14 protein-coding genes are annotated in these 19,224 nt (G+C 58.6%); 10 read left to right on the top strand and 4 right to left on the bottom strand.

All coding sequences use genetic code 11. From position 1 onward, the window contains the following. The 3 genes from HMPREF2822_RS07820 to HMPREF2822_RS07830 all read left to right on the top strand — a co-directional run. Positions 1-1,345, top strand: a 1,345-nt coding sequence (locus HMPREF2822_RS07820; protein WP_070523309.1) for a thiamine pyrophosphate-dependent enzyme, incomplete at its 5' end; no start/stop codon positions are given. Positions 1,346-1,357: 12 nt separating this feature from the next. Next, on the top strand, positions 1,358-2,692 hold the full coding sequence (locus HMPREF2822_RS07825) for an aromatic amino acid transport family protein (protein WP_070523312.1): 1,335 nt from the start codon (positions 1,358-1,360) through the stop codon (positions 2,690-2,692). Between the two features lie 13 nt (positions 2,693-2,705). Continuing rightward, entirely contained in the window at positions 2,706-3,746 is a 1,041-nt protein-coding gene (locus HMPREF2822_RS07830; protein WP_070523317.1) for a histidinol-phosphate transaminase, read from the top strand. Here the strand turns inward: HMPREF2822_RS07830 and HMPREF2822_RS07835 are convergent. After that, the gene (locus tag HMPREF2822_RS07835; protein ID WP_083306825.1) at positions 3,743-4,510 is read right to left on the bottom strand and encodes a TetR/AcrR family transcriptional regulator; all 768 of its coding nucleotides are present in this window, start codon (positions 4,508-4,510) and stop codon (positions 3,743-3,745) included. The two genes, HMPREF2822_RS07830 and HMPREF2822_RS07835, sit on opposite strands and share 4 nt — an antisense overlap. Before the next feature lie 48 nt (positions 4,511-4,558). Between HMPREF2822_RS07835 and HMPREF2822_RS07840 the strand changes: the two genes are divergently transcribed. The 6 genes from HMPREF2822_RS07840 to HMPREF2822_RS07865 all read left to right on the top strand — a co-directional run bounded on the left by HMPREF2822_RS07840 (position 4,559) and on the right by HMPREF2822_RS07865 (position 13,184). Further along, positions 4,559-6,070 carry a flavin monoamine oxidase family protein gene (locus HMPREF2822_RS07840; protein ID WP_070523320.1) on the top strand — a complete coding sequence of 504 codons (1,512 nt, stop codon included), beginning with the start codon at positions 4,559-4,561 and terminating at the stop codon, positions 6,068-6,070. 2 nt (positions 6,071-6,072) lie between these two features. Beyond that, complete coding sequence (locus HMPREF2822_RS07845) at positions 6,073-7,017, top strand: universal stress protein (RefSeq protein WP_070523323.1); 945 nt, start codon at positions 6,073-6,075, stop codon at positions 7,015-7,017. After that, on the top strand, positions 7,014-8,567 hold the full coding sequence (locus HMPREF2822_RS07850) for an APC family permease (RefSeq protein ID WP_070523326.1): 1,554 nt from the start codon (positions 7,014-7,016) through the stop codon (positions 8,565-8,567). The genes HMPREF2822_RS07845 and HMPREF2822_RS07850 overlap by 4 nt, the downstream gene beginning before the upstream one ends. 25 nt (positions 8,568-8,592) lie before the next feature. Beyond that, a complete protein-coding gene (locus tag HMPREF2822_RS07855; RefSeq protein ID WP_070523329.1) occupies positions 8,593-9,969 on the top strand; it encodes an NAD-dependent succinate-semialdehyde dehydrogenase in 1,377 nt (458 codons plus the stop codon). A 549-nt stretch (positions 9,970-10,518) separates the two neighbouring features. Continuing rightward, entirely contained in the window at positions 10,519-11,703 is a 1,185-nt protein-coding gene (locus HMPREF2822_RS07860; RefSeq protein ID WP_070523333.1) for a class II histone deacetylase, read from the top strand. Beyond that, on the top strand, positions 11,700-13,184 hold the full coding sequence (locus HMPREF2822_RS07865; RefSeq protein WP_209167620.1) for an APC family permease: 1,485 nt from the start codon (positions 11,700-11,702) through the stop codon (positions 13,182-13,184). The genes HMPREF2822_RS07860 and HMPREF2822_RS07865 overlap by 4 nt, the downstream gene beginning before the upstream one ends. 222 nt (positions 13,185-13,406) lie before the next feature. Here HMPREF2822_RS07865 and HMPREF2822_RS07870 read toward each other — a convergent pair whose 3' ends face one another. Then, complete coding sequence (locus HMPREF2822_RS07870; RefSeq protein WP_070523337.1) at positions 13,407-14,636, bottom strand: aromatic amino acid transport family protein; 1,230 nt, start codon at positions 14,634-14,636, stop codon at positions 13,407-13,409. Between the two features lie 78 nt (positions 14,637-14,714). Beyond that, a complete protein-coding gene (gabT, locus tag HMPREF2822_RS07875) occupies positions 14,715-16,043 on the bottom strand; it encodes a 4-aminobutyrate--2-oxoglutarate transaminase (protein ID WP_070523340.1) in 1,329 nt (442 codons plus the stop codon). Between the two features lie 118 nt (positions 16,044-16,161). On the opposite strand from gabT, the gene HMPREF2822_RS07880 reads away from it, so the two are divergent. Further along, positions 16,162-17,607 carry a PucR family transcriptional regulator gene (locus tag HMPREF2822_RS07880; RefSeq protein WP_070523344.1) on the top strand — a complete coding sequence of 482 codons (1,446 nt, stop codon included), beginning with the start codon at positions 16,162-16,164 and terminating at the stop codon, positions 17,605-17,607. Between the two features lie 4 nt (positions 17,608-17,611). Here HMPREF2822_RS07880 and HMPREF2822_RS07885 read toward each other — a convergent pair whose 3' ends face one another. After that, positions 17,612-19,021 carry a helix-turn-helix domain-containing protein gene (locus HMPREF2822_RS07885; protein ID WP_070523347.1) on the bottom strand — a complete coding sequence of 470 codons (1,410 nt, stop codon included), beginning with the start codon at positions 19,019-19,021 and terminating at the stop codon, positions 17,612-17,614. Between the last annotated feature and the right edge of the window lie 203 nt (positions 19,022-19,224).

The raw sequence follows: 19,224 nt of genomic DNA on the forward strand, positions 1-19,224 counted from the left end.
AAAATCAACGCACTCTAAAACCGGAAGGGCCCCCAAAGCCTGGTTCGGCACCCAAACCAAGCAGATCTTCGTCCTCGACGATCCGGAGCGCGCCTCCCGCGTCGTAGCCGAAGCCTTCTTCCAAGCCCAGCAGGGCCGCCCCGGCCCCGTCATCGTGGGGCTTCCGGAGGATGTTCTCCACAAGGAGTACACCGGCACTATCCACCCGCCCATCCCGGTTGCGGAGGGTGCGCTTTCCGACGATCACCTGGACCTCCTCTCCCGCGAACTGAGCCGCGCAGAACGTCCACTCATTTTTGCCGGCGGTCCACGCTGGACCCCAGAGACCGCGGAGAAGATCACTAGCTTCGCCGAAGAGCACCGTATCCCGATCATTCAAGACTTCCGCGCCGCTGACCGCGTGCCTTTCGACTCCCCCGCCAACGCTGGTTGGCTCGGTTATGGCCGCGACCCACGCGCGGCGCAACTGTTGGAAGCCGCCTCCCTCGTCATCGAAGTTGGTGCCGTTCTCGGTGATGTTCCTACCGACGGCTATACCTTGCGCCAATCACCGCAGGCAGGAAACATTGCTATCAACCCCGATACCAGCTTGCGCGGCCACTCGGTGGCGCTGTTAGAACACATCGTGGCAAGCCCTGTGGCCTTCGCAAACGCCCTGGACCGCTTTTGCGTCGAGGGCAAGGACAAGCGCGGCGAGTGGTTCGACTCCGCACACGCCAACCACCTCGACTTCGCCACCCTTCCCGAACCCGCGGACTACCGCCCAGGCAAGGAAGGAACCGCCCACATGGAGGCCATCCTCGCAGCGCTCCACGAGCAGTTGCCCAAGGATTCCATCTACACCTTTGGCGCCGGCAACCACTGCATCTGGGCCCAACAGTTCCTGCGCTCCTCGGTCTACCCGTCCCAATTCAGCGTGCGCAACGGCTCGATGGGCTACTCCATCCCGGCCGCCGTAGCCACCAAGCTGCAATTCCCAGAGCGCACCGTGGTCACCATTGCTGGCGATGGCGAATACCTCATGAACGGCCAGGAGTTGGCCACGGCACTGCAATACGGTGCGCCCTTCCTCATCATCGTGATGTCCAATGGCGAGTTCGGAACCATCCGCGACCACCAGAAGAAGCACTTCCCCGATCGCGTTTCCGGCACGCAGCTGGTGAACCCGGACTTCGCGGCGGTTGCCCGCGGCTTCGGTGCCCACGGCGAGCTCGTCACCGATGACGCGCAAGCACCAGAGGCAGTGGCACGCGCCCTGCGCGTCATCGCCAACGACGGGGTACCGGCACTGATCAACGTCATCACCGACCAAGAGCATTCCCTGCCTATTCCGCCCACCAACTAAAGGAGGCTCATCATGAGCTCTACCAACACTCCCCCAACAACCACGCCACCCACCACTGAGCTGAAGGAGGGCGAGCACATTGTGGGCGATGGGGTCGTCGCCAAGCAGCGCCCCGCCGCCTCCACCGCATCGTGGATCATTACGCTCTTCGGTACCGCCGTGGGTGCCGGCATCCTCTTCCTACCGCTCAACGCCGGTGGTTTCGGGTTCTGGCCGCTGGTCTTCGCCACGGTCTTCATCTTCCCGCTGGTGTATTTTTCACACCGCACCTACGCGCGCATCGTCGCGGGCGCCCCCAAAGAGGACCACGGCAAGGACATCCTCGAGCTGGTCTCGCAGTACCTGGGCAAGGGCCAAGGAATCGTCTTCGCGGTGCTGTATTGGATCACGGTCTTTTCCACCGTCCTGATTTATGGTGTCTCCATCACCAACGCGGTGGATAGCTTCATCGTCAACCAGCTGGGCGGGCCGTCGCTCGACCGGTGGCTGCTGGCCATGCTCTGCGTCGGCGTCATGACCGGCGCCTTCGCCATCGGCCGCAAGCCCATGATTTGGCTAGCCCAGGTGCTGGTGTACCCGCTGATTATTGCGCTGGCAGTTACCTCCATTTACCTCATCCCGCGTTGGGACTTGGAGAGCTTCCTTCACTTTGACGACGGCTCGGATGGCTACGGCGGCATTTTCAAGGGTATTTTCCTCATCCTACCGGTGCTGGTCTTCTCCTTCTCCCACATGGCAGCGCTGTCGCAATTCGCCCTCGACATGCAGCCGCAGTACGGCGAGAAGACCGAAAAGCGCGTCTCCCGCACGGAGTTCTACACCGCCATCCTGCTCGTCGTCTTCACCATGTTCTTCGTCTGGTCCTGCGTCCTCGCGCTCGGCGCCGACGGCATGAATGAGGCCCTCGAGCAAAACATCCCGGTGCTCTCCTACTTCGCCAACGTCACCGGCACGCCATTCATGGCCTACATGGCGCCCATCGTGGTCATCTGCGCCATCGTCTCCTCCTACTTCGGCCACATGCTCGGCACAGAAGAGGGCACGGAGTACCTGCTGAAGAACGCCGCTCCACAGCTGGCGGAGAAGGTCTCGCACCGCACGCTGCTCAACATCATCTACGTCATCGTCTTCGTGTGCACCACGCTGGTTGCCATCTTTAACCCCTCCATTATTTCGATGATTTCCGTGGTCTCCGGCGTCTTCGTGGCGTTCATCGTCTACCTGGTTCCGGTGTACATGTTCAAGAAGCTGGACGTGTACAAGCACTTCCGCAATGACCCGTGGAACTACTTCGTCTTCGGCATGGGCCTGCTGATTATGGCCGTGACCATCTGGGACATGATTTAGAAAGGACGTGATTATGCTTCGCAATGATCTCTCGAGCTTCCCCGAATACAAGGTGGGCAAGGACTTCCCCAACGCGCTCAAGCTCTCATCCAATGAGGTCCCCTTCCCGCCCGCTGAGGACATCATCGCCGCGGTTGCCGACGCCGCCCGCACCACCAACCGCTACCAACAGCCCGGCAGCCTAGAGCTCACCAACGCCTTGTGCAATTACCTGGGAATTCCGGCGGATAATATCTTCGTCTCGGCGGGTTCCACACCCATCCTGCAGGCCACCATCTTGGCTTCTTGTCAGACGGGTGATGAGGTCATCGTGCCCTGGCGCAGCTTTGAGGCCTATCCCCTGTACGTGCGCATGGCCGGCGCGGAGCCGGTTCTGGTCCCACTCACGGAGGATTACCGCGTCGATCTGGAAGCAGTACTCGAGGCGCTAACGGAGAAGACCAAGCTCATCATCCTGTGCAACCCCAATAACCCGACGGGCACCGTGATTACCCGCGGTGAATTCCGCGCCTTCATGGACCGGGTGCCCAAGGATGTCGTCGTGCTGTTGGATGAAGCCTATTGGGAATACAACGACGCCCCCGATACCCCGGATTCAGTAGAGGAATACCAGCGCTATCCCAACCTGCTCGGCGTGCGCACCTTCTCCAAGGCGTGGGGTTTGGCCGGCATGCGCGTGGGTTACGCGGTGGCAGGCGAAGAGATCATCAATGCTCTGCGTCTGCTCTCCCTGCCGCTGACGGTGACTGCCATGGCGGAAACCGCCGCCGTGGAGGTGCTCAAGCGCCACGACGAGCTTGCCGACGCCGTCGAGATCACCAAAGCACAGCGCGACCGCGTCTGCGCGGAGCTGGGTGCTGAGAAGTCCTACGGCAACTTCGTCTGGCTGCCGCGTGCGGATGCCTCGGAGGTAGAGACGAAGATGCTCGATGAGGGCGTGGTCATCCGCCGCTACCTCGACGAAGGCGTGCGCGTGTCCATCACCGATGAGGCCGAGACCACCCAGTTCTTGGAGGCCTGGCGACGCGCGGGCATTGAGCCTTGGAGGGGCTAGCCATTCTTCTCGTCGGGGAGATCTGACAGGAGGGCTTCAAGGCCTAAGCGGAACGGCTCGTCGGCGTAGGGATTCCTCTGATCCTGACTGTCTGCGATGGAGGCGTCCGGTGAAAAAGCGCCGCGCGCATCGGCCAGTGCCGGTGCGCGCGCCTCACTATCCACCGGAAGGTCAAAGATGTCTTCGGGGGCGTGGACGTCGTAAGCACTGCCATAAATGAAAGATTCCAACGCCACGATGCGTGGCATGATGGCCGAGCTTGGAAGACCAGTCAGCTTCAAAACTCGGGCTAGCACCTCGTACATTTCAACCGTACGAGGTGCTCCAGAAATAGGTGTCAACGCAATAATCCGCACGAGCGGAACATGCCGTGCACAGACATCGCGGTAGGACGTTGCCCAACGTATGAGTGCATCGCGGGGTGAGAGTGTCGGGGTGGCCTCCAATGCGGCATACAAGGAACTGCATTCCACTTGCTCCATGACTGCATCTTCGATCAGCGCGAGCAAGTCATCTTTCCCCGAAAGGTGGTTGTACAACGCGCTGGTTCCCACGTTTAGACGGCGGGCAATGCGCGCCATTGTGAGTTTTTCATATCCTTCTTCCCCCACAATGGTGAGCGCAGCCTTAGCGATTTTTTCGCGCGTAACCAGCGCTTTATGGGGACGACCTTTAGACCGATGTGAATTCCCAGCTTCAAAACCTTGTCTCACGTTACGTTCCTTCTGTACAGTGATACGAGACACAAAATGAATGATGTTCATTTTGCCACACCTGCCCCTTCATCGTCCCATAGGAACGGAGACACCTTCATGACTTCACTCGTCAATCCAGACAATCCCGTTATCGAGCGCGATGTCGTCGTTATCGGCGCCGGCCCCGCTGGCCTCATGGCCGCACATACCCTAAAGAAGAAGGGCCTGAGCGTAGCCGTCCTCGAAGCTCGCGAGCGCGTCGGCGGCCGTACCTGGAACGGCAAGGTCAAGGATGCACAGGGAGTCGAGCACTTCGTAGAGCTCGGAGGCCAGTGGATCTCCCCCGACCAGACCCGCCTCATCGAGCTCGTTGATGAACTCGGCCTCGAAACTTTCTCCCGCTACCGCGAGGGCAAGTCGATCTACGTCTCCCCTGATGGCACCCGCCACGAGTACGAAGGCACTGTATTCCCAGCCGATGAGAAGACCATTGCTGAGATGGACCGCCTCATCAAGATCATGGATGAACTCGCAGCGGAAATGGACCCCGCAAACCCTTGGTCCCACCCGCGCGCCAAAGAGCTAGACTCCATCTCTTTCCGCTCTTGGCTTGAGGAGCTTTCCGACGACACTGAGGCCATCGACAACGTTTCGATTTATGTGGCGTCCGGCATGCTGACCAAGCCCTCCTACACGTTCTCGACTCTTCAAGCAGTGCTCATGGCTTGCTCCGCAGGCTCCTTCAGCAACCTTGTCGATGAGGACTTCATCCTGGATAAGCGCGTCGTCGGCGGTATGCAGTCCGTTTCCTTAACTCTTGCCAAGGGCTTGGGCGACGATGTCCACCTCGGCACTCCTGTGCGCGAGCTTCACTGGGCGGAGCCGGATGCATCTACCGCGGACGAACTCAACAACATCAAGGCAGATGTTCGCAATGGTGTCGCGGGTAATGGCGAGGCTGGAAACGTTACCGCCATTTCGGAGAAGGTCACTGTAAAGGCCCGTTTCGCCGTTCTGGCTGTTCCGCCAAACCTGTACAACCGCATCTCCTTCGTCCCGCCGATGCCGCGCGACCAGCAGATTGCGCACCAGCACATCTCCATGGGACTGGTTATCAAGGTCCATGCCATCTACGACACCCCGTTCTGGCGCGAAGAAGGACTCTCCGGCACCGGCTTTGGTGGCGGTCGCCTCGTTCAGGAGGTTTACGACAACACCAATTACGGCAAGAATTTTGCCGAATCGACCGCAGATAAGGAAGACACCTACGGCACCCTCGTGGGCTTTGTCTCCGACGTTTATGCAGAGGAGATGTGGCACCTGCCGGCTGAAGAGCGCAAAGAACGCATTCTCGACGCCATGGCAGATTACCTTGGCCCAAAGACCAAAGAGCCCATCGCTTTCTACTTGTCTGACATGGCAGCCGAAGAGTGGACGCGTGGTGCCTACGCTACCTCCTATGATCTCGGTGGACTCTCGCGCTGGGGGCACCTCCAGAATCAGCCGACCGGCCCCATCTACTACGCATGCTCCGACATCGCTGCGGAAGGTTACCAGCACGTCGACGGCGCAGTACGCCAGGGCGAGATCGCCGCACTGGCTATCGCAGAGCAAGCAGCGAAGGCTTAAACATGGCTCCCGCAAGTTTCCCTCGCCGCAGCACTAGTGGTTGCATCCTCGTGGGCTACGTCGCTACCGATTTCGGCAAAGACGCGTTGCGCTTAGGAATTGCTCTCGCAAAAGAGCGCAACGTGCACCTCGAACTCGTTATGGTAGCCCCCGCGCATAGCTCCTTCTCGGGCGTTTACCCGCACGACCGTGGCTATGACTCCATTGTGGAGGAACAAATCGCTGGATGGCTGGAGGAGGCTCTCGCGGAGGTTCCTGAAGAAATCACTGCAACCGCACGCATCGTGACGGGAGATTCCGAAGCTGCCGCGCTCTGCGAAACTGCGGAGACCCTTGGTGCTGACTTGCTCGTCGTTGGTGCCCGGAAGGGCGGCCTCTTCGGACGTTTCCAGATGGGTTCCGCGGTCAATGCGCTCTTGCACTCTGCCCCCGTTCCTGTCGCGCTCGCGCCGCGCGGATACTCCTACCCAGGCCCTATCACTCGAGTCACGACCTTCTTTGGCCCTCGCCGTGGCACCTCCGATGTCATTGCGATCGGCCTTGATCGTGCGCGTCGCCGTGAGATTCCCTTGCGCCTCGTCTCGCTCGTCCTAAGCGGTGAGTCTGACATGCATGGGCTCGGAACCGACGTGCCCAGTGCGCTCAATGCTTATGCCAACCGAAAACTGGCTGACTCCGCTCAACACATGCTTGACGCCGGACACGCCACCACCGAGGTGGCGTCTGGCAAGGACGTCAGCACAGCCCTAGAAAAGTTGAGCTGGCAAGACGGCGAAATCGCCGTTGTCGGTTCCTCCCGTATGGCCGTTCCTGGACGGCTCTTCTTAGGCTCAACAGCGTCTCGAATGCTCCGCTTGATCCCAGTCCCCATGATTGTTGTGCCCGCCGGCTACATGCAAGCCGGCGAAGAAAACAATCTTCTATCGAAAGGTGGTGACAACACATGACCACCACGACCCCTTCGACGCCAACCACCCACTCGGTAAATGAGACAGCGTCGGACAAAGGCCTAGCTACGGGCCGCGTCGGATTACTTGGCGCAGTCGTCATTGGCGTCAGTTGCATCGCCCCTACCTATACGCTGACCTCCGGTATTGGCCCAACGATTTCAGCTGTGGGTCAATACGTCCCGGCAGTGCTGTTGCTGGGCTTCATCCCCATGCTGCTTGTAGCGTTTGCCTACCGCGAGCTCAACAACGCAGTCCCTGATTCAGGTACTTCCTTCACGTGGGCTACAAAGGCCTTCGGCCCGTGGGCCGGCTGGATGGGAGGATGGGGGCTTATCACCGCCACGATTCTGGTGCTATCAAACCTGGCGGCGGTGGCCGTCGATTTCTTCTACCTACTTCTTGGTCAGCTCTTCAATAACCCGGCTATTAGTGATCTGACCCGGAACCTGTGGGTTAATATCCCGACTACCTTCGTCTTTATCGCTATCGCGGGCTACATTTCTTACCGCGGACTCGACTCAACTCAAAAGCTGCAGTATGTACTCGTTGCGATTCAGATTGCTGCCATTGTGCTTTTCGACGTCGTCGCAATCCACAACGCCTATAACAACGGCGGATTCGACTTCACACCGATTTCGCTCGAATGGTTCAACCCGGTTGGCATCGGTAGCTTTTCCCTCATTGCTGCGGGCATCTCACTGTCTATCTTCATGTTCTGGGGATGGGACGTAACCCTCACGATGAACGAGGAAACAAAGAACCCCGAAAAGACGCCCGGTCGTGCAGCTACGATCACGGTGCTCATCATCATCGCGCTGTATATCCTCACCGCGCTGGCAGTCATCACTTGGGCCGGCACAGGTGACACGGGCCTGGGCGCTGGTAATCCAGAAAACCAGGAATCGATTTTCGCGGCACTTTCAGAGCCCGTCTTGGGTAAGGCCTCGATCCTGATCTATATCGCGGTCCTGTCCTCTTCCTTCGCCTCCCTGCAATCCACGATGGTGGGCCCCGCCCGCACCTTGCTGGCCATGGGCTACTACCGCGCATTGCCGCCGGTGTTCGCAAAGATCAGCCCCCGCTTCCGTACACCGTCGACGGCCACCATTGTTTCCGCTGCAGCAGCAGCCGTGTTCTACGCGGTAACCCGCCTTATTTCGGAAAACGCGCTATGGGACACCATCGCTACGATGGGCCTCATGGTCTGTTTCTACTATGGAATTACGGCCGTGGCCTGCATCTGGTACTTCCGAACCGAACTGTTTAGCTCGATGCATAACATCGTGTTCAAGTTCCTCTTCCCCACTGTGGGCGGCGGATTCTTGCTCATGATGTTCTTCATCACTGCATTCGATTCCATGGATCCGTCCTACGGATCCGGGTCTGAAATCGGTGGTATCGGCATGGTCTTCATTTTGAGCGTCGCTGTCTTAGGGCTCGGCGTATTCATCATGCTGTTCACTCGCTTTGCCCATCCAGGATTCTTCAAGGGCGAAACCCTCACGCGAATTTCCTCGCGCGACGACGACCAGCAACCGCTGGTCTAACTACACACGAGAAAAGGAGTAATCAATGTCCAACACCTATCGCGTACAGAACCCCGTAACCAATGAGGTAGTCGAAACCTTCGATACCGCTACCGACGCTGAGATCGAAGCAGCACTGGCAAAATCTGCCGCGGCTTATAAAGAGTGGTCTGCACGCCCCATCTCTGAGCGCGCAGAAATCATGACCCGCGTCAGCGAGCTCTTCGAGGAGCGCAAGGAAGAACTAGCCCAGATCGCCGGCGAGGAGATGGGCAAGTTCCACTCCGAAGGCATCGAGGAAGCTGAGTTCTCTTCCGCCATTATCAAGTACTACGCCGATAACGGCGCAGACTTCACCAAGGACCAAGAGATCCCAACTGCCTCCAACGGCACGGCAGTCATCCGCCGCCTGCCTATCGGCCCACTGCTCGGCATCATGCCGTGGAATTTCCCCTACTATCAGATCGCCCGTTTCGTGGCGCCCAACCTGATGCTGGGCAACACCATCATTCTCAAGGATGCGGAAATCTGTCCGCGCTCGGCCCTCGCCGTTCAGAAGATCATGGATGACGCTGGCGTTCCTGAAGGCGTGTACAACAACGTCTTTGCTTCCCACGACCAGATTTCCACCATCATCGCGGACTCTCGCATCCAAGGTGTATCTCTTACCGGTTCTGAGCGCGCAGGCTCCATCATCGGCGCGCAGGCCGGCGAAAACCTCAAGAAGGCTGTTCTCGAGCTCGGCGGCTCTGACCCGTATGTCCTGCTCGATACTGACGACGTCAAGGCAGCTGCGGAGCTGGCATGGGGCACGCGTATGTACAACACCGGCCAGGCCTGCAACTCGAACAAGCGCATGATTGTCATGGAAGACATCTACGACGAGTTCGTCGCTGAGCTCGAGCGCCTCGCCAACGCTGCTGTAAAGTCCACTCCGGACAACCAGCCTGAAGGCGCATACTCTGCGCTGTCCTCCCGTGAGGCAGCCGAAAAGCTGCGTGACCAGCTGGACCGTGCCGTTGCTGCCGGTGCTAACTTGCGTGCAGGCGGCGAGCTCTCTGCGGAAGGCGCTTACGTCTCCCCTGCTGTCATCACCGATATCCCGGTTGGCTCCGATATCTACTACGAGGAGTTCTTCGGCCCAGTCGCGACCGTTTACAAGGTAAGCAGCGACGAAGAAGCCCTCGATTTGGCTAATAACACCCAGTACGGCCTCGGCGGCACCGTGTTCTCCCAGGACCCCGAACGCGCCGCCGCTGTCTCCCGCCGTCTCGAGTGCGGCATGGCTAACGTGAACACCCCCGCTGGCGAAGGCGAAGAAATGCCATTCGGTGGCGTGAAGCGCTCCGGCTTTGGCCGCGAGCTCGGCCCGCTTGGCATGGATGAGTTCGTTAACAAGCAGCTCTACTACGTGGAGAAGTAGCCCGAAATAGATCACTAAAAGGGTGTTGGATTATCGACGGATAATCCAACACCCTTTTGGTTTTCGTACGCCCCAATTGAAGTAAAACCTGTTTCATCAAACTCAATACGAGTCCACCCGTAAACGGAATGAACGCATCCATCGAGGTTGGATTAATTCCTATAACAAATTACAATCCAACAATCCTTCCCGCGAGCCAATATTGCCGCAAATATCGCCAGTAAAACATTGCAAAAGCTTTCACTTCCATGAGATAGCCTGCATGTATACAAATATTTACGCACGATAGATAGACTAACTCGCAACCAATTCACCCTCACAAAGGGGTAGGCAGCCGTTAGCTTTATTCGATTCAAAATGGCTATACCACCATTAGCCAATACCTCTAACAGCAGTTCAAAAACAACGGACTCCACTGCCAATATTAAAAAGCATAATGGCACCTTAGAGAAATTAACCTTCCCCGCAATTAAGGCGAAAACAGTCTCTCAAATCACACTCGACAAGTACTATGGTCTGCAACACTACAGCCGAAAGGAAGGATTGTAAATGTCAACCAAAAAGCAAGATAAAGTCTCTGTGGGTTATCTCTGGGACACGCTCTACGGATGGCACGACACAGGCACGGGTGGCAATGCGCCGGCGAACCCAGCCCTTGGCCTACAACCCGTGAACCGCCACTTCTCTTCGCCGGAACCAAAGCGACGCCTAAACGAATTAGTGCAGGCCTCGCAGCTCCGCAAACACCTCACCAATCTTTCGGCAAAGCCGGCGACGAAGGAGCAACTCGAAAGAATTCACTCCAAAGAACACATCGAGTCGATGCTCCAACAGTCTCAACTACCGAAAGGTGGCGATTGTGGAGATGGAGGATCACCGTTCGGACAAGGAGGCGCAGACATTGCGAAGCTCTCAGCTGGCGGCGCAATTGAAATGACTCGAGCTGTACTAGACGGAGAGGTTGACCGTGGGTATGCCTTGATTAATCCTCCGGGACACCATGCTGAGAGGAACCGTGGCTTAGGCTTCTGCCTTTTCAATAACGCGTCGGCTGCAGCGTCTTTTGCTCTCGAGGAACGCGGTCTAGAAAGAGTCGCAATCGTAGATTGGGATGTTCACCATGGCAACGGAACCCAAGACATCTGGTGGGAAGACAACCGTGTTCTCACAGTATCCATCCACCAAGATAGAAATTTCCCGGTCGACAGTGGTTTCGTCGAAGAACGAGGCTCCGGAAAAGGCAAGGATTTCAACCTGAATATCCCCCTTCCTCCAGGAAGTGGCGACCTAGTGTATGAAACCGCGCTTAATGAGATCGTCATTCCAGCGCTCGAGGAATTCAAGCCAGAATTAATCATCCTTAGTACAGGCTACGATGCCGCGATGATGGACCCTCTAGGCCGCATGATGGTAACAACCTCGGGTTACTACAACATGACTCAGGCTCTTGCAGCTGCTGCAGACAGCCTTTCTGAAGGAAATCTAGTCGTGGTCCAAGAAGGCGGCTATTGCCAGTACTACGTTCCTTTCTGCGGTCTTGCAGTGTTTGAAAGCCTGACCGGTGAAGAGTCCGGTTTCAAGGATGAATACGCCGAAATCGTGGAAGGACAGATTCGAAAGACGTTCACAGATGAACAAATCGAGTATCTAAGAAAGGCATATACCGCTCACTTCAAAGAAGACAGCCCCGCGCTTGAAAGTCTCTCCCCTGCTACAAGTGATGGTGCCGTATGAGCGAAAAGATTCGTACCCTCAAGACGCACAACATTGTCTTTCTAGTAATTGCAGCAGCTGCACCTTTAACGGTGGTTTCCGCCGGAGTAACGGCAGCATACGCCACATCTGGAATGCCAGGAGTTCCTCTCGGCTACCTGCTTTGCGGAGCACTCGTGGCATTCTTTTCAGTCGGCTTCTGCGCTATGGCCAAGGAGATACCCAATACTGCTGCATTCTTTTCCTACGTCTCCGCCGGCCTCGGGAAAAGTCACGGTTTAGCAGCTTCTTCACTGGCTATCGTTTCTTACACTGCTATGCAGATCGCACTTTACTGTCTTCTCGGATACACAGCATCTAGCTTATTTGAATCGATAGTAGGCACCTATATCCACTGGGCGGTGTGGGCACTCATAGCTTTAAGCCTAGTGGCATTTCTAGGCATTAAATCTGCCGATGCCACTTCGAGAATTCTAGGAGTTCTTCTCTTCTTGGAGTCTTGTGCCATCGTGTTCTTCTGTGTTCTCGCAATCCGCAACCCTGCAGATGGGCTCTCGATTGGCACCTTATCTCCGTCCGCGCTCATTGGAACTGGCACAGGAACTCTCCTCGCGTTCACTATCGCCGGGTTCATGGGAATTGAAAGCAGTGCTATGTACTCTGAGGAGGCAATCAATCCGGAGAAAACCATCCCAAACGCGACGCTTATATCAATTCTGATTATTTCCGGCTTTTATGGATTCTCTTCATGGTCAATTGCCCAAAGCACTGGAGAGTCTCAGGTAGTTGATTCTGCGCAAGAATCTGGTTCGGATCTGTTCTTCAACTTTATTGCCAGCCAGGGATACGAGTCCATCGTTCCGCTAATTCAGCTTCTCTTGGTCACCTCCCTCTTCGCAGCCGTTACAGCCTTCCACAATTCTATTTCCCGCTACCTCATGGCGCTGGGGCGAGAACAGGTTATTTGGAAGAACCTCGGCACGACTAGCGAAAATGGTGCCCCTGTTGCGGCATCGCTTTTCCAATCTTGCTTCGGTTTGTTTGCCATCGCCACGGCACTGCTTGCTCAAAAGCTCTCAGGATATGACGAAAGCTTTCCATCAGCAATCGTGTTCTCTTGGATGAGTAACGCTGGTGGTTTCGGACTCGTCTTCTTGCTTCTAACCACTTCGGTCTCGGTTTACTTCTATTTTAGGAAGCACAAAGGGCTTTACCCAGTGTTCGTCACAAAAGTGGCGCCAACTATCGCCATCATTGGGTTCGGCACAATGTTCGTGCTGATCTTGGCCAACTTCGAGAACCTCATTGGCGATGCCGAGCTGTGGTATTTGGTTTTCGTGATTCCAACCATCATCCTCTTGTGTGGAGTAGCTGGCTTTGTTCGCGGCGAGCTGCTCAAGCGCTCCCATCCTCACATCTATAGCAACATCGGTTCTGGACATCCCCCGGCGAAAGCCGCGTGCAGAGTAGGGCAACCGCTGAGCCGAAAAACTCTCAACTAGTCACATCAGCACAAGATTGATCCAAAGCACGAAAACGTGAACACGGTATTGAACGCTTATGGGAAACCTCGGGGACGTACGCCCCGATTGTGCAGAGCTAACGAAATCTACCGGTAACGACAAGAGCGGCGGTGGGCTACTCCGCAGTAGCCCACCGCCGCTCAAGAACATCGCTCGCCTGAGTCTACGATCTCGTACCTTTCTCAGGGCTAATCGCTTGTACTAAGCCCAACCCGCCGGCACCAGCCCGACGATCGAGATGATCGAATAGATGAAAGCCAAGAAATACACCACGATGATGGTTGCCTGAATAGCCGGGTGCGCAAGACCGCCCACGGTCCAGCCGGGATCGCGGTCGCCCTTCTTGCGGGAGGCGTGCAGCAGCATCACCGGGATGACGGACATGATGGCACCCGCAAAGCCGCCCGCATAGGACAGCGCCGCAACGAAGCCACCGAGGCCTGCAATCGAGATCACCAGTGGCGGTACCACCGTCAGCGCCACCGCGATGATGCGCTGCCCCTTCACGCCTTCCCAGTGGAAGATGTCGAGGACGTTGCGCATGGTGGTGAAGCCAATCGCCAGGAATGACGTCAGCATGGCCGCCAAGGCAAAAATGTTGGCCAGGTAGTAGGCAACCGGGCCAAGTGCCTCACCCCAGGCGATGGTCACCACTTCGGTGACCTCCATGCCGAGAAGGCCGAGGGCTGCAAAAGGCACCAGCGCCAGGGTAAAGCCCGTGATGACCATGCCAACGACGATCGCACGCGCGGTCTCCTGCGGCTTCGACGGATCCATGCCTTGGACCAGCTCCGGAACCACATACTGCGCCAGGAATGAGAACACCGCCAGGTTCAGAATCGGGACGATGAAGAAGGGGTGAAGAACCAATAGGTTTTCCACCTTGATACCTGGGCCCAGGATGGTCCATCCACAGAGGACAGCGATGATGATGGCCATACCGGCGGTAACGGCGCCCTCAGTGGCACCTGTGGTGTGCAGACCGCGGTACATCACCCATGAGCCAAACCCAAAGAAGATTAACGTGCCCAGAAGCGGCGGCAGGCCGAAAATGTTGTTGATCAAGTCACCGGAGCCGGCAGCATAGGCAATGAGCGCACCGATACCGTTGACGATGATGGCAACGAAGACCAGCCACCGCCCCCACTGCCCCAGGTAATGCTCGGCCAGTCCCGAGACTTGCAGCTTGGCTTTGGTGCGCATGGCGGACTCGGCCACGTACAACATGGAAATGGTCGTGAGCGTGCCAGCCACGAGCAGGGCGATAACGAGCGCGAGGAATCCACCGTTGCGAGCGGCATAAGGAATGGAGAGAACTCCAGCGCCGATGTTGGTGCCGAAGATGAGGGCAATGCCCTGTACGAAGGACAGCGCGGGCTTGAATTCCTTCGTGGATTCATCCTTCTGCGGCACAGTAATGTTGTTGGACAAAGACTTCTCCAATGACTACTAAATGGCTATTAAAACGTGAACTCACCCGGCCATCGCCGGGTGAGAACTGCATTCGCCTTACTTGTATTCGTTGAACTGCTTGACGACGACCTGCAGCGCCTCACGCCACAAGTCCTCCGGGATGGCCAGCGAAGGCAGGAAGCGAATGACGTTGTGGTCCAGGCCGCAGGTCAGCAGCAGGACGCCCTCGGCCTTGGCACCGTCAGCAATCTTGTGCACCAGCTCAGAGTCCGGCTCGCCCTCAGCGGTCACGAACTCGAGTGCGAGCATGGCACCGCGGCCACGGAACTCGGCCACACGCTCATCGCCCAGGATGGTCTCCAGCTCCTCGCGGGCGACCTTCTCCAGGTTCTGAGCACGCGCACCGAAGTCCTTCTCCTCAAACTCCTTAAAGGTTGCCAGCGCAGCAGCGCACGCCACAGGGTTACCGGTGTAGGTACCGCCCAGGCCACCAGGCTGCGGGGTATCCATGATTTCCGCGCGGCCGGTCACTGCGGATAGCGGCATGCCGGAGGCAATGCCCTTCGCAATGGTCACCATGTCCGGCACGATGCCCTCGTGGTCGGAAGCGAACCAGGTACCGGTGCGCATCATGCCCGCCTGGATCTCGTCGATGATGAAGACCACGTCATTGTCGTTGCACCACTTCTGGATTGCTGCGAGGTAGCCCTCAGCCGGGACGACGAATCCGCCCTCGCCCTGAATCGGCTCGGCAACGACGCAGGCCAGGTTGGTCGCGCCGACTTCCTGCTCGATCATGGTGATGGTCTTCTTGGCTGCCTCGGCACCACTCAGACCATCGCGCAGCGGGTAGGACATCGGTGCGCGGTAGATCTCCGGGGCGAAGGGACCGAAGCCGTTCTTGTAGGGCGACTGCTTGGCGGTCATCGCCATGGTCAGGTTGGTGCGGCCGTGGAAGGCGCGGTCCATGACCACCACACCACGCTTGCCGGTGTAGTTGCGGGCAATCTTTACTGCGTTCTCGACGGCCTCAGCGCCGGAGTTGAACAGCGCGGTCTTCTTCGGGTGGTCACCCGGGGTGACCTCGTTGAGCTTTTCTGCCACGGCCACGTAGGACTCGTAAGGAGAAACGGTAAACGAGGTGTGGGTGAAGTGCGCGACGGCCTCCTGGACCGCGGCCACGACGGCCGGGTTCGAAGCGCCAGCGGAGGTCACGGCGATGCCGGAGGCAAGGTCGATGAAGCGGTTGCCGTCGGCGTCGGCAAGAATGCCGCCGTCGGCATCCACTACGTAACCCGGAAGCGACGGCGCCATGCCCGCGGGCAGCGCGTTCTTGCGGCGCTCATCCAGGGCGGCGCTCTTCGGGCCCGGGACCTGCTGGCCCAGGTGGCGAGACTGCTCAATGTGGTACTGAAGTTCCTGCATGGTCTTCCTTTTTGTGCTCGGATGAATAGTGTGCCCCTTAGTGTGGTCTCCACCACCCTCCGCACACTATGGACGAGATGTATAAATTTCCTCCCCATAGCTGTGTACTCTGTCCACCATGCGTGAGATTTCCTTCCGCTGGCTGCTCAACCAGCGCTCATTAAACCTGCGGAGCATCGTCACCGGTAGCGCCACGTTCAACACCATCCACGCTTCCGAGCTCGCGGACCCCAGCGAGTTCACCTCCCCCGGCGCGCTCATGCTCACGTTGGGGCTTGCCTTCCAGGAAGAACCGGAGGGCTTCGAACGCTATGGTGCGGCCCTGGCCGCGGCCGGTGTGCAGGGCATTGGCTTCGGCACTGGGCTGGCCTTCGGCGAGGTTCCTACAGAACTAATCCACGCCTGTTCCCAACACAACCTCACCCTCTTTGAGGTCCCACGCGCCACCCGATTCGTCTCCATCACCACGGCCGTGGCTCAAGAACAGGCCCGCTTGGACAACAACGCGCACTTTGCACTCCACCGCCAGCAGGAGCGCCTCAACCAGGCCGCGGCCACGAGCATCGGGGCGCTCGTCATGCAAACCAGCAAAGAACTCGGCGCCGCAGTGGCGGTGGCCAGTTCCTCCGGAGCGGTGGTCAGCCGCAGCGATCGCGGTCAGCTCAGTGCGGCCGACGCCGCGGTGGAGGCCGCGGAGCAGACGGGGCGCGGAACGGGGACGTCGACAAGCACAGGCGCAACCATCACCAGCATCTTCGGCTCGGCGGGACGGCGCTGGGCCATCGCGGTAACGCGTGCAGAGAAGTTCGATTCCTACTCCCGCGCGCTCATCCGGCACCTCGCGGGCCTGGCCAGCCTGCTCTTAGATCATCCCGACACCACTGCGCACACGATCCTCGGGGCGTTGGCGCTTGACGCCCAACTGGCCGGGGTTGACTCCCCTGCCTTACAGGCGGCCTTCCATACGGTCGATAGCCACGACCTCGTGGATGTTCTGTTTCTCACGGCACCATCACCCTCCCGCCTCGCGCGGGCATTAAGCGAGATTGGAAAAGCCGAGCCCCTCAGCCTCATCCGCCCGGAGCACGATTCGGCACTTATCGCGCTTCCCCCGGGCACCACGCACCCGAACTTGAGCGGTAAACACACCCGCTACCTCCGAACGTCCATCCTGCAGCGCATCCAATGGCAAGCGTTGACCCCGGCGCTCTTGTCCTCTCTCCAGAGCCACGCGCGCAGCCTGCCCCTCGGTACTGTGGCGACCTTCGATTCGGCTGCCCCTACCTGGCTGGCAGAACCCGGCGTACCCGAGGCCCTCGCTGCCCGGCGCGCGGCGACGATCAGCCTTCTCGCCGAGCACGATGCGCAGCACAACACAGAGTTGTGCGCCACGCTGCGTTGCTTCCTCGTGGGCAACGCCAACTTGGCCACCGCCGCCGCGGAGCTCGGCGTTCACCGCCACACGGTGCGCGCCCGCTTGGACAAAATCGAGCAACTCTGCGGCGTGGACCTGAGCAATCCCGTCACCCGCGCGGAGCTGCTCTTGCTCAGCCTTGATTCTTAAGAACTCAGTCCGGAACGCTCACGCCTAGGATGAGAAGCTCCGCTGCCACGAGAGGATCCTTAAGATCAACCTCCAATAATTCCTCCAAGTCCGCGATGCGCTTGCGCACGGTGTGGCGGTGCGAATGCAGCTCCTCAGCGGTGCGGCTTACATGCCCGCCGGCGCGCAAGTAAACCTCCAGTGTTTCCGCCAAGTCGGTGCCGTGCTCGGCGTCAAAGGAACGCACCTTGCCCCAGGTTTCCTTCGCGCGGTTGTGCACCGCTCCTTTAACCCGAGGGTCCCTAGTCCAGCTCAAGGTGCGCGATTCCGGCCCCGCGAGCATCCCCGGCTGCAGCCCGAAAGCGAAAGACTCCAGCTCGTGGACAATCCCCACCCCCAGCTCGGCCCACGGCATAGGTTGGCCCACGACGATCCGCTTGCTCCCGCGAATATCGCGTAACAAATCCTGCAGGTTTTTCATCGTTCGGCTTCCCCTAAAGAGCAGGAGGCTGGAGGACTTATCCAGCGCGTACTCGAAGAGCAAACGCCCGTGATCTTGAAGGCGGGCGTCCAGGGCCTGCATGAAGCGCTGGTGAGCCCGCTCCCCCTCGGATTTCACCAAGACCGGGCGCACCCTCCCCTGCGCATCACCCACGAGGTGGAAGATGCGCCGCATGGGATCTTCGGGTTCGTCCAACCCCAGCTGAATGGCCAAAGCCATGGAGTTGAGCTCATTCTGTGTGCGCCGCAGCTCTTGTGGGCGCTTCACGCTAAGCTCCGCTAGGCCCGCGGCCTGCTTGAGCAGCGCGCGCTCGTTCACACCGAAGCCATCACGCGACACTGCCAAGAGCCCGAAGGAGCGCGCACCGTGGTCGGCCAAGCGCTGGGCCAAAACACTCCACCCGCCCACGCGGCGCGCGGCGTAGAAGTTCTGGGCGCGAGTATCGGCGATCACCGTTGCCCAATCCACCGGAGGCAGCCCCGGGTAGCTCGACTGCGCAAAGACGCGCCCGTCTTTATCGACGAGGCAGGAATGCGCACCCAGGAGGCGACTGGTCTTGTCCACGAGGGCATCGAGGCCGGCCACGGCAGCGTCGTTCAGCGCGCCCTGCTGAGCAATGAAGCGCTCCAACCCTTCCTCGCGCTGGCGCTGCAGCTCGTCGTGCAAACGCGCGAGCACCGAGACGAAAGGTACGCGCCGCGCCACCGTGAAGAGCGAGATATTGCATTCCCGAGCGGCCTCCAGCATGCCGGGCGGAACCTCGGCAAAGGCCAGTCCAACGCCGAAACCCACCCCCGTCACCCCACCCTCGGCCACCTTGCGGATGTACTCTTCCAGTTCCTCAGGCCGTCCTTCAAATGCCATGCCGGTGAGCAAAATGACGGCCCCGGATCCCACGAATTCGCGCGGATCGCGCAGTTCACACGGGTGCATCACGGAAAAGGAACGCCCACAATCGTGCAGAATTTCTATCCCCAAATCAGGCTGATTAGCCAACCATCTCAGGGAAACGCTTCCCTCTTCCAGCCCGACCGCTACTCCCGTATCCAATGTGGACAAATTCTCACCATTCTTTCACCCAGTTGTCTATGGCCCTTATGAAGTTTAGCCGCCAGAATGACCTACGTCATAAAAAA

This window comes from Corynebacterium sp. HMSC062E11 (assembly GCF_001811845.1).
GTDB lineage: Bacteria > Actinomycetota > Actinomycetes > Mycobacteriales > Mycobacteriaceae > Corynebacterium > Corynebacterium hesseae.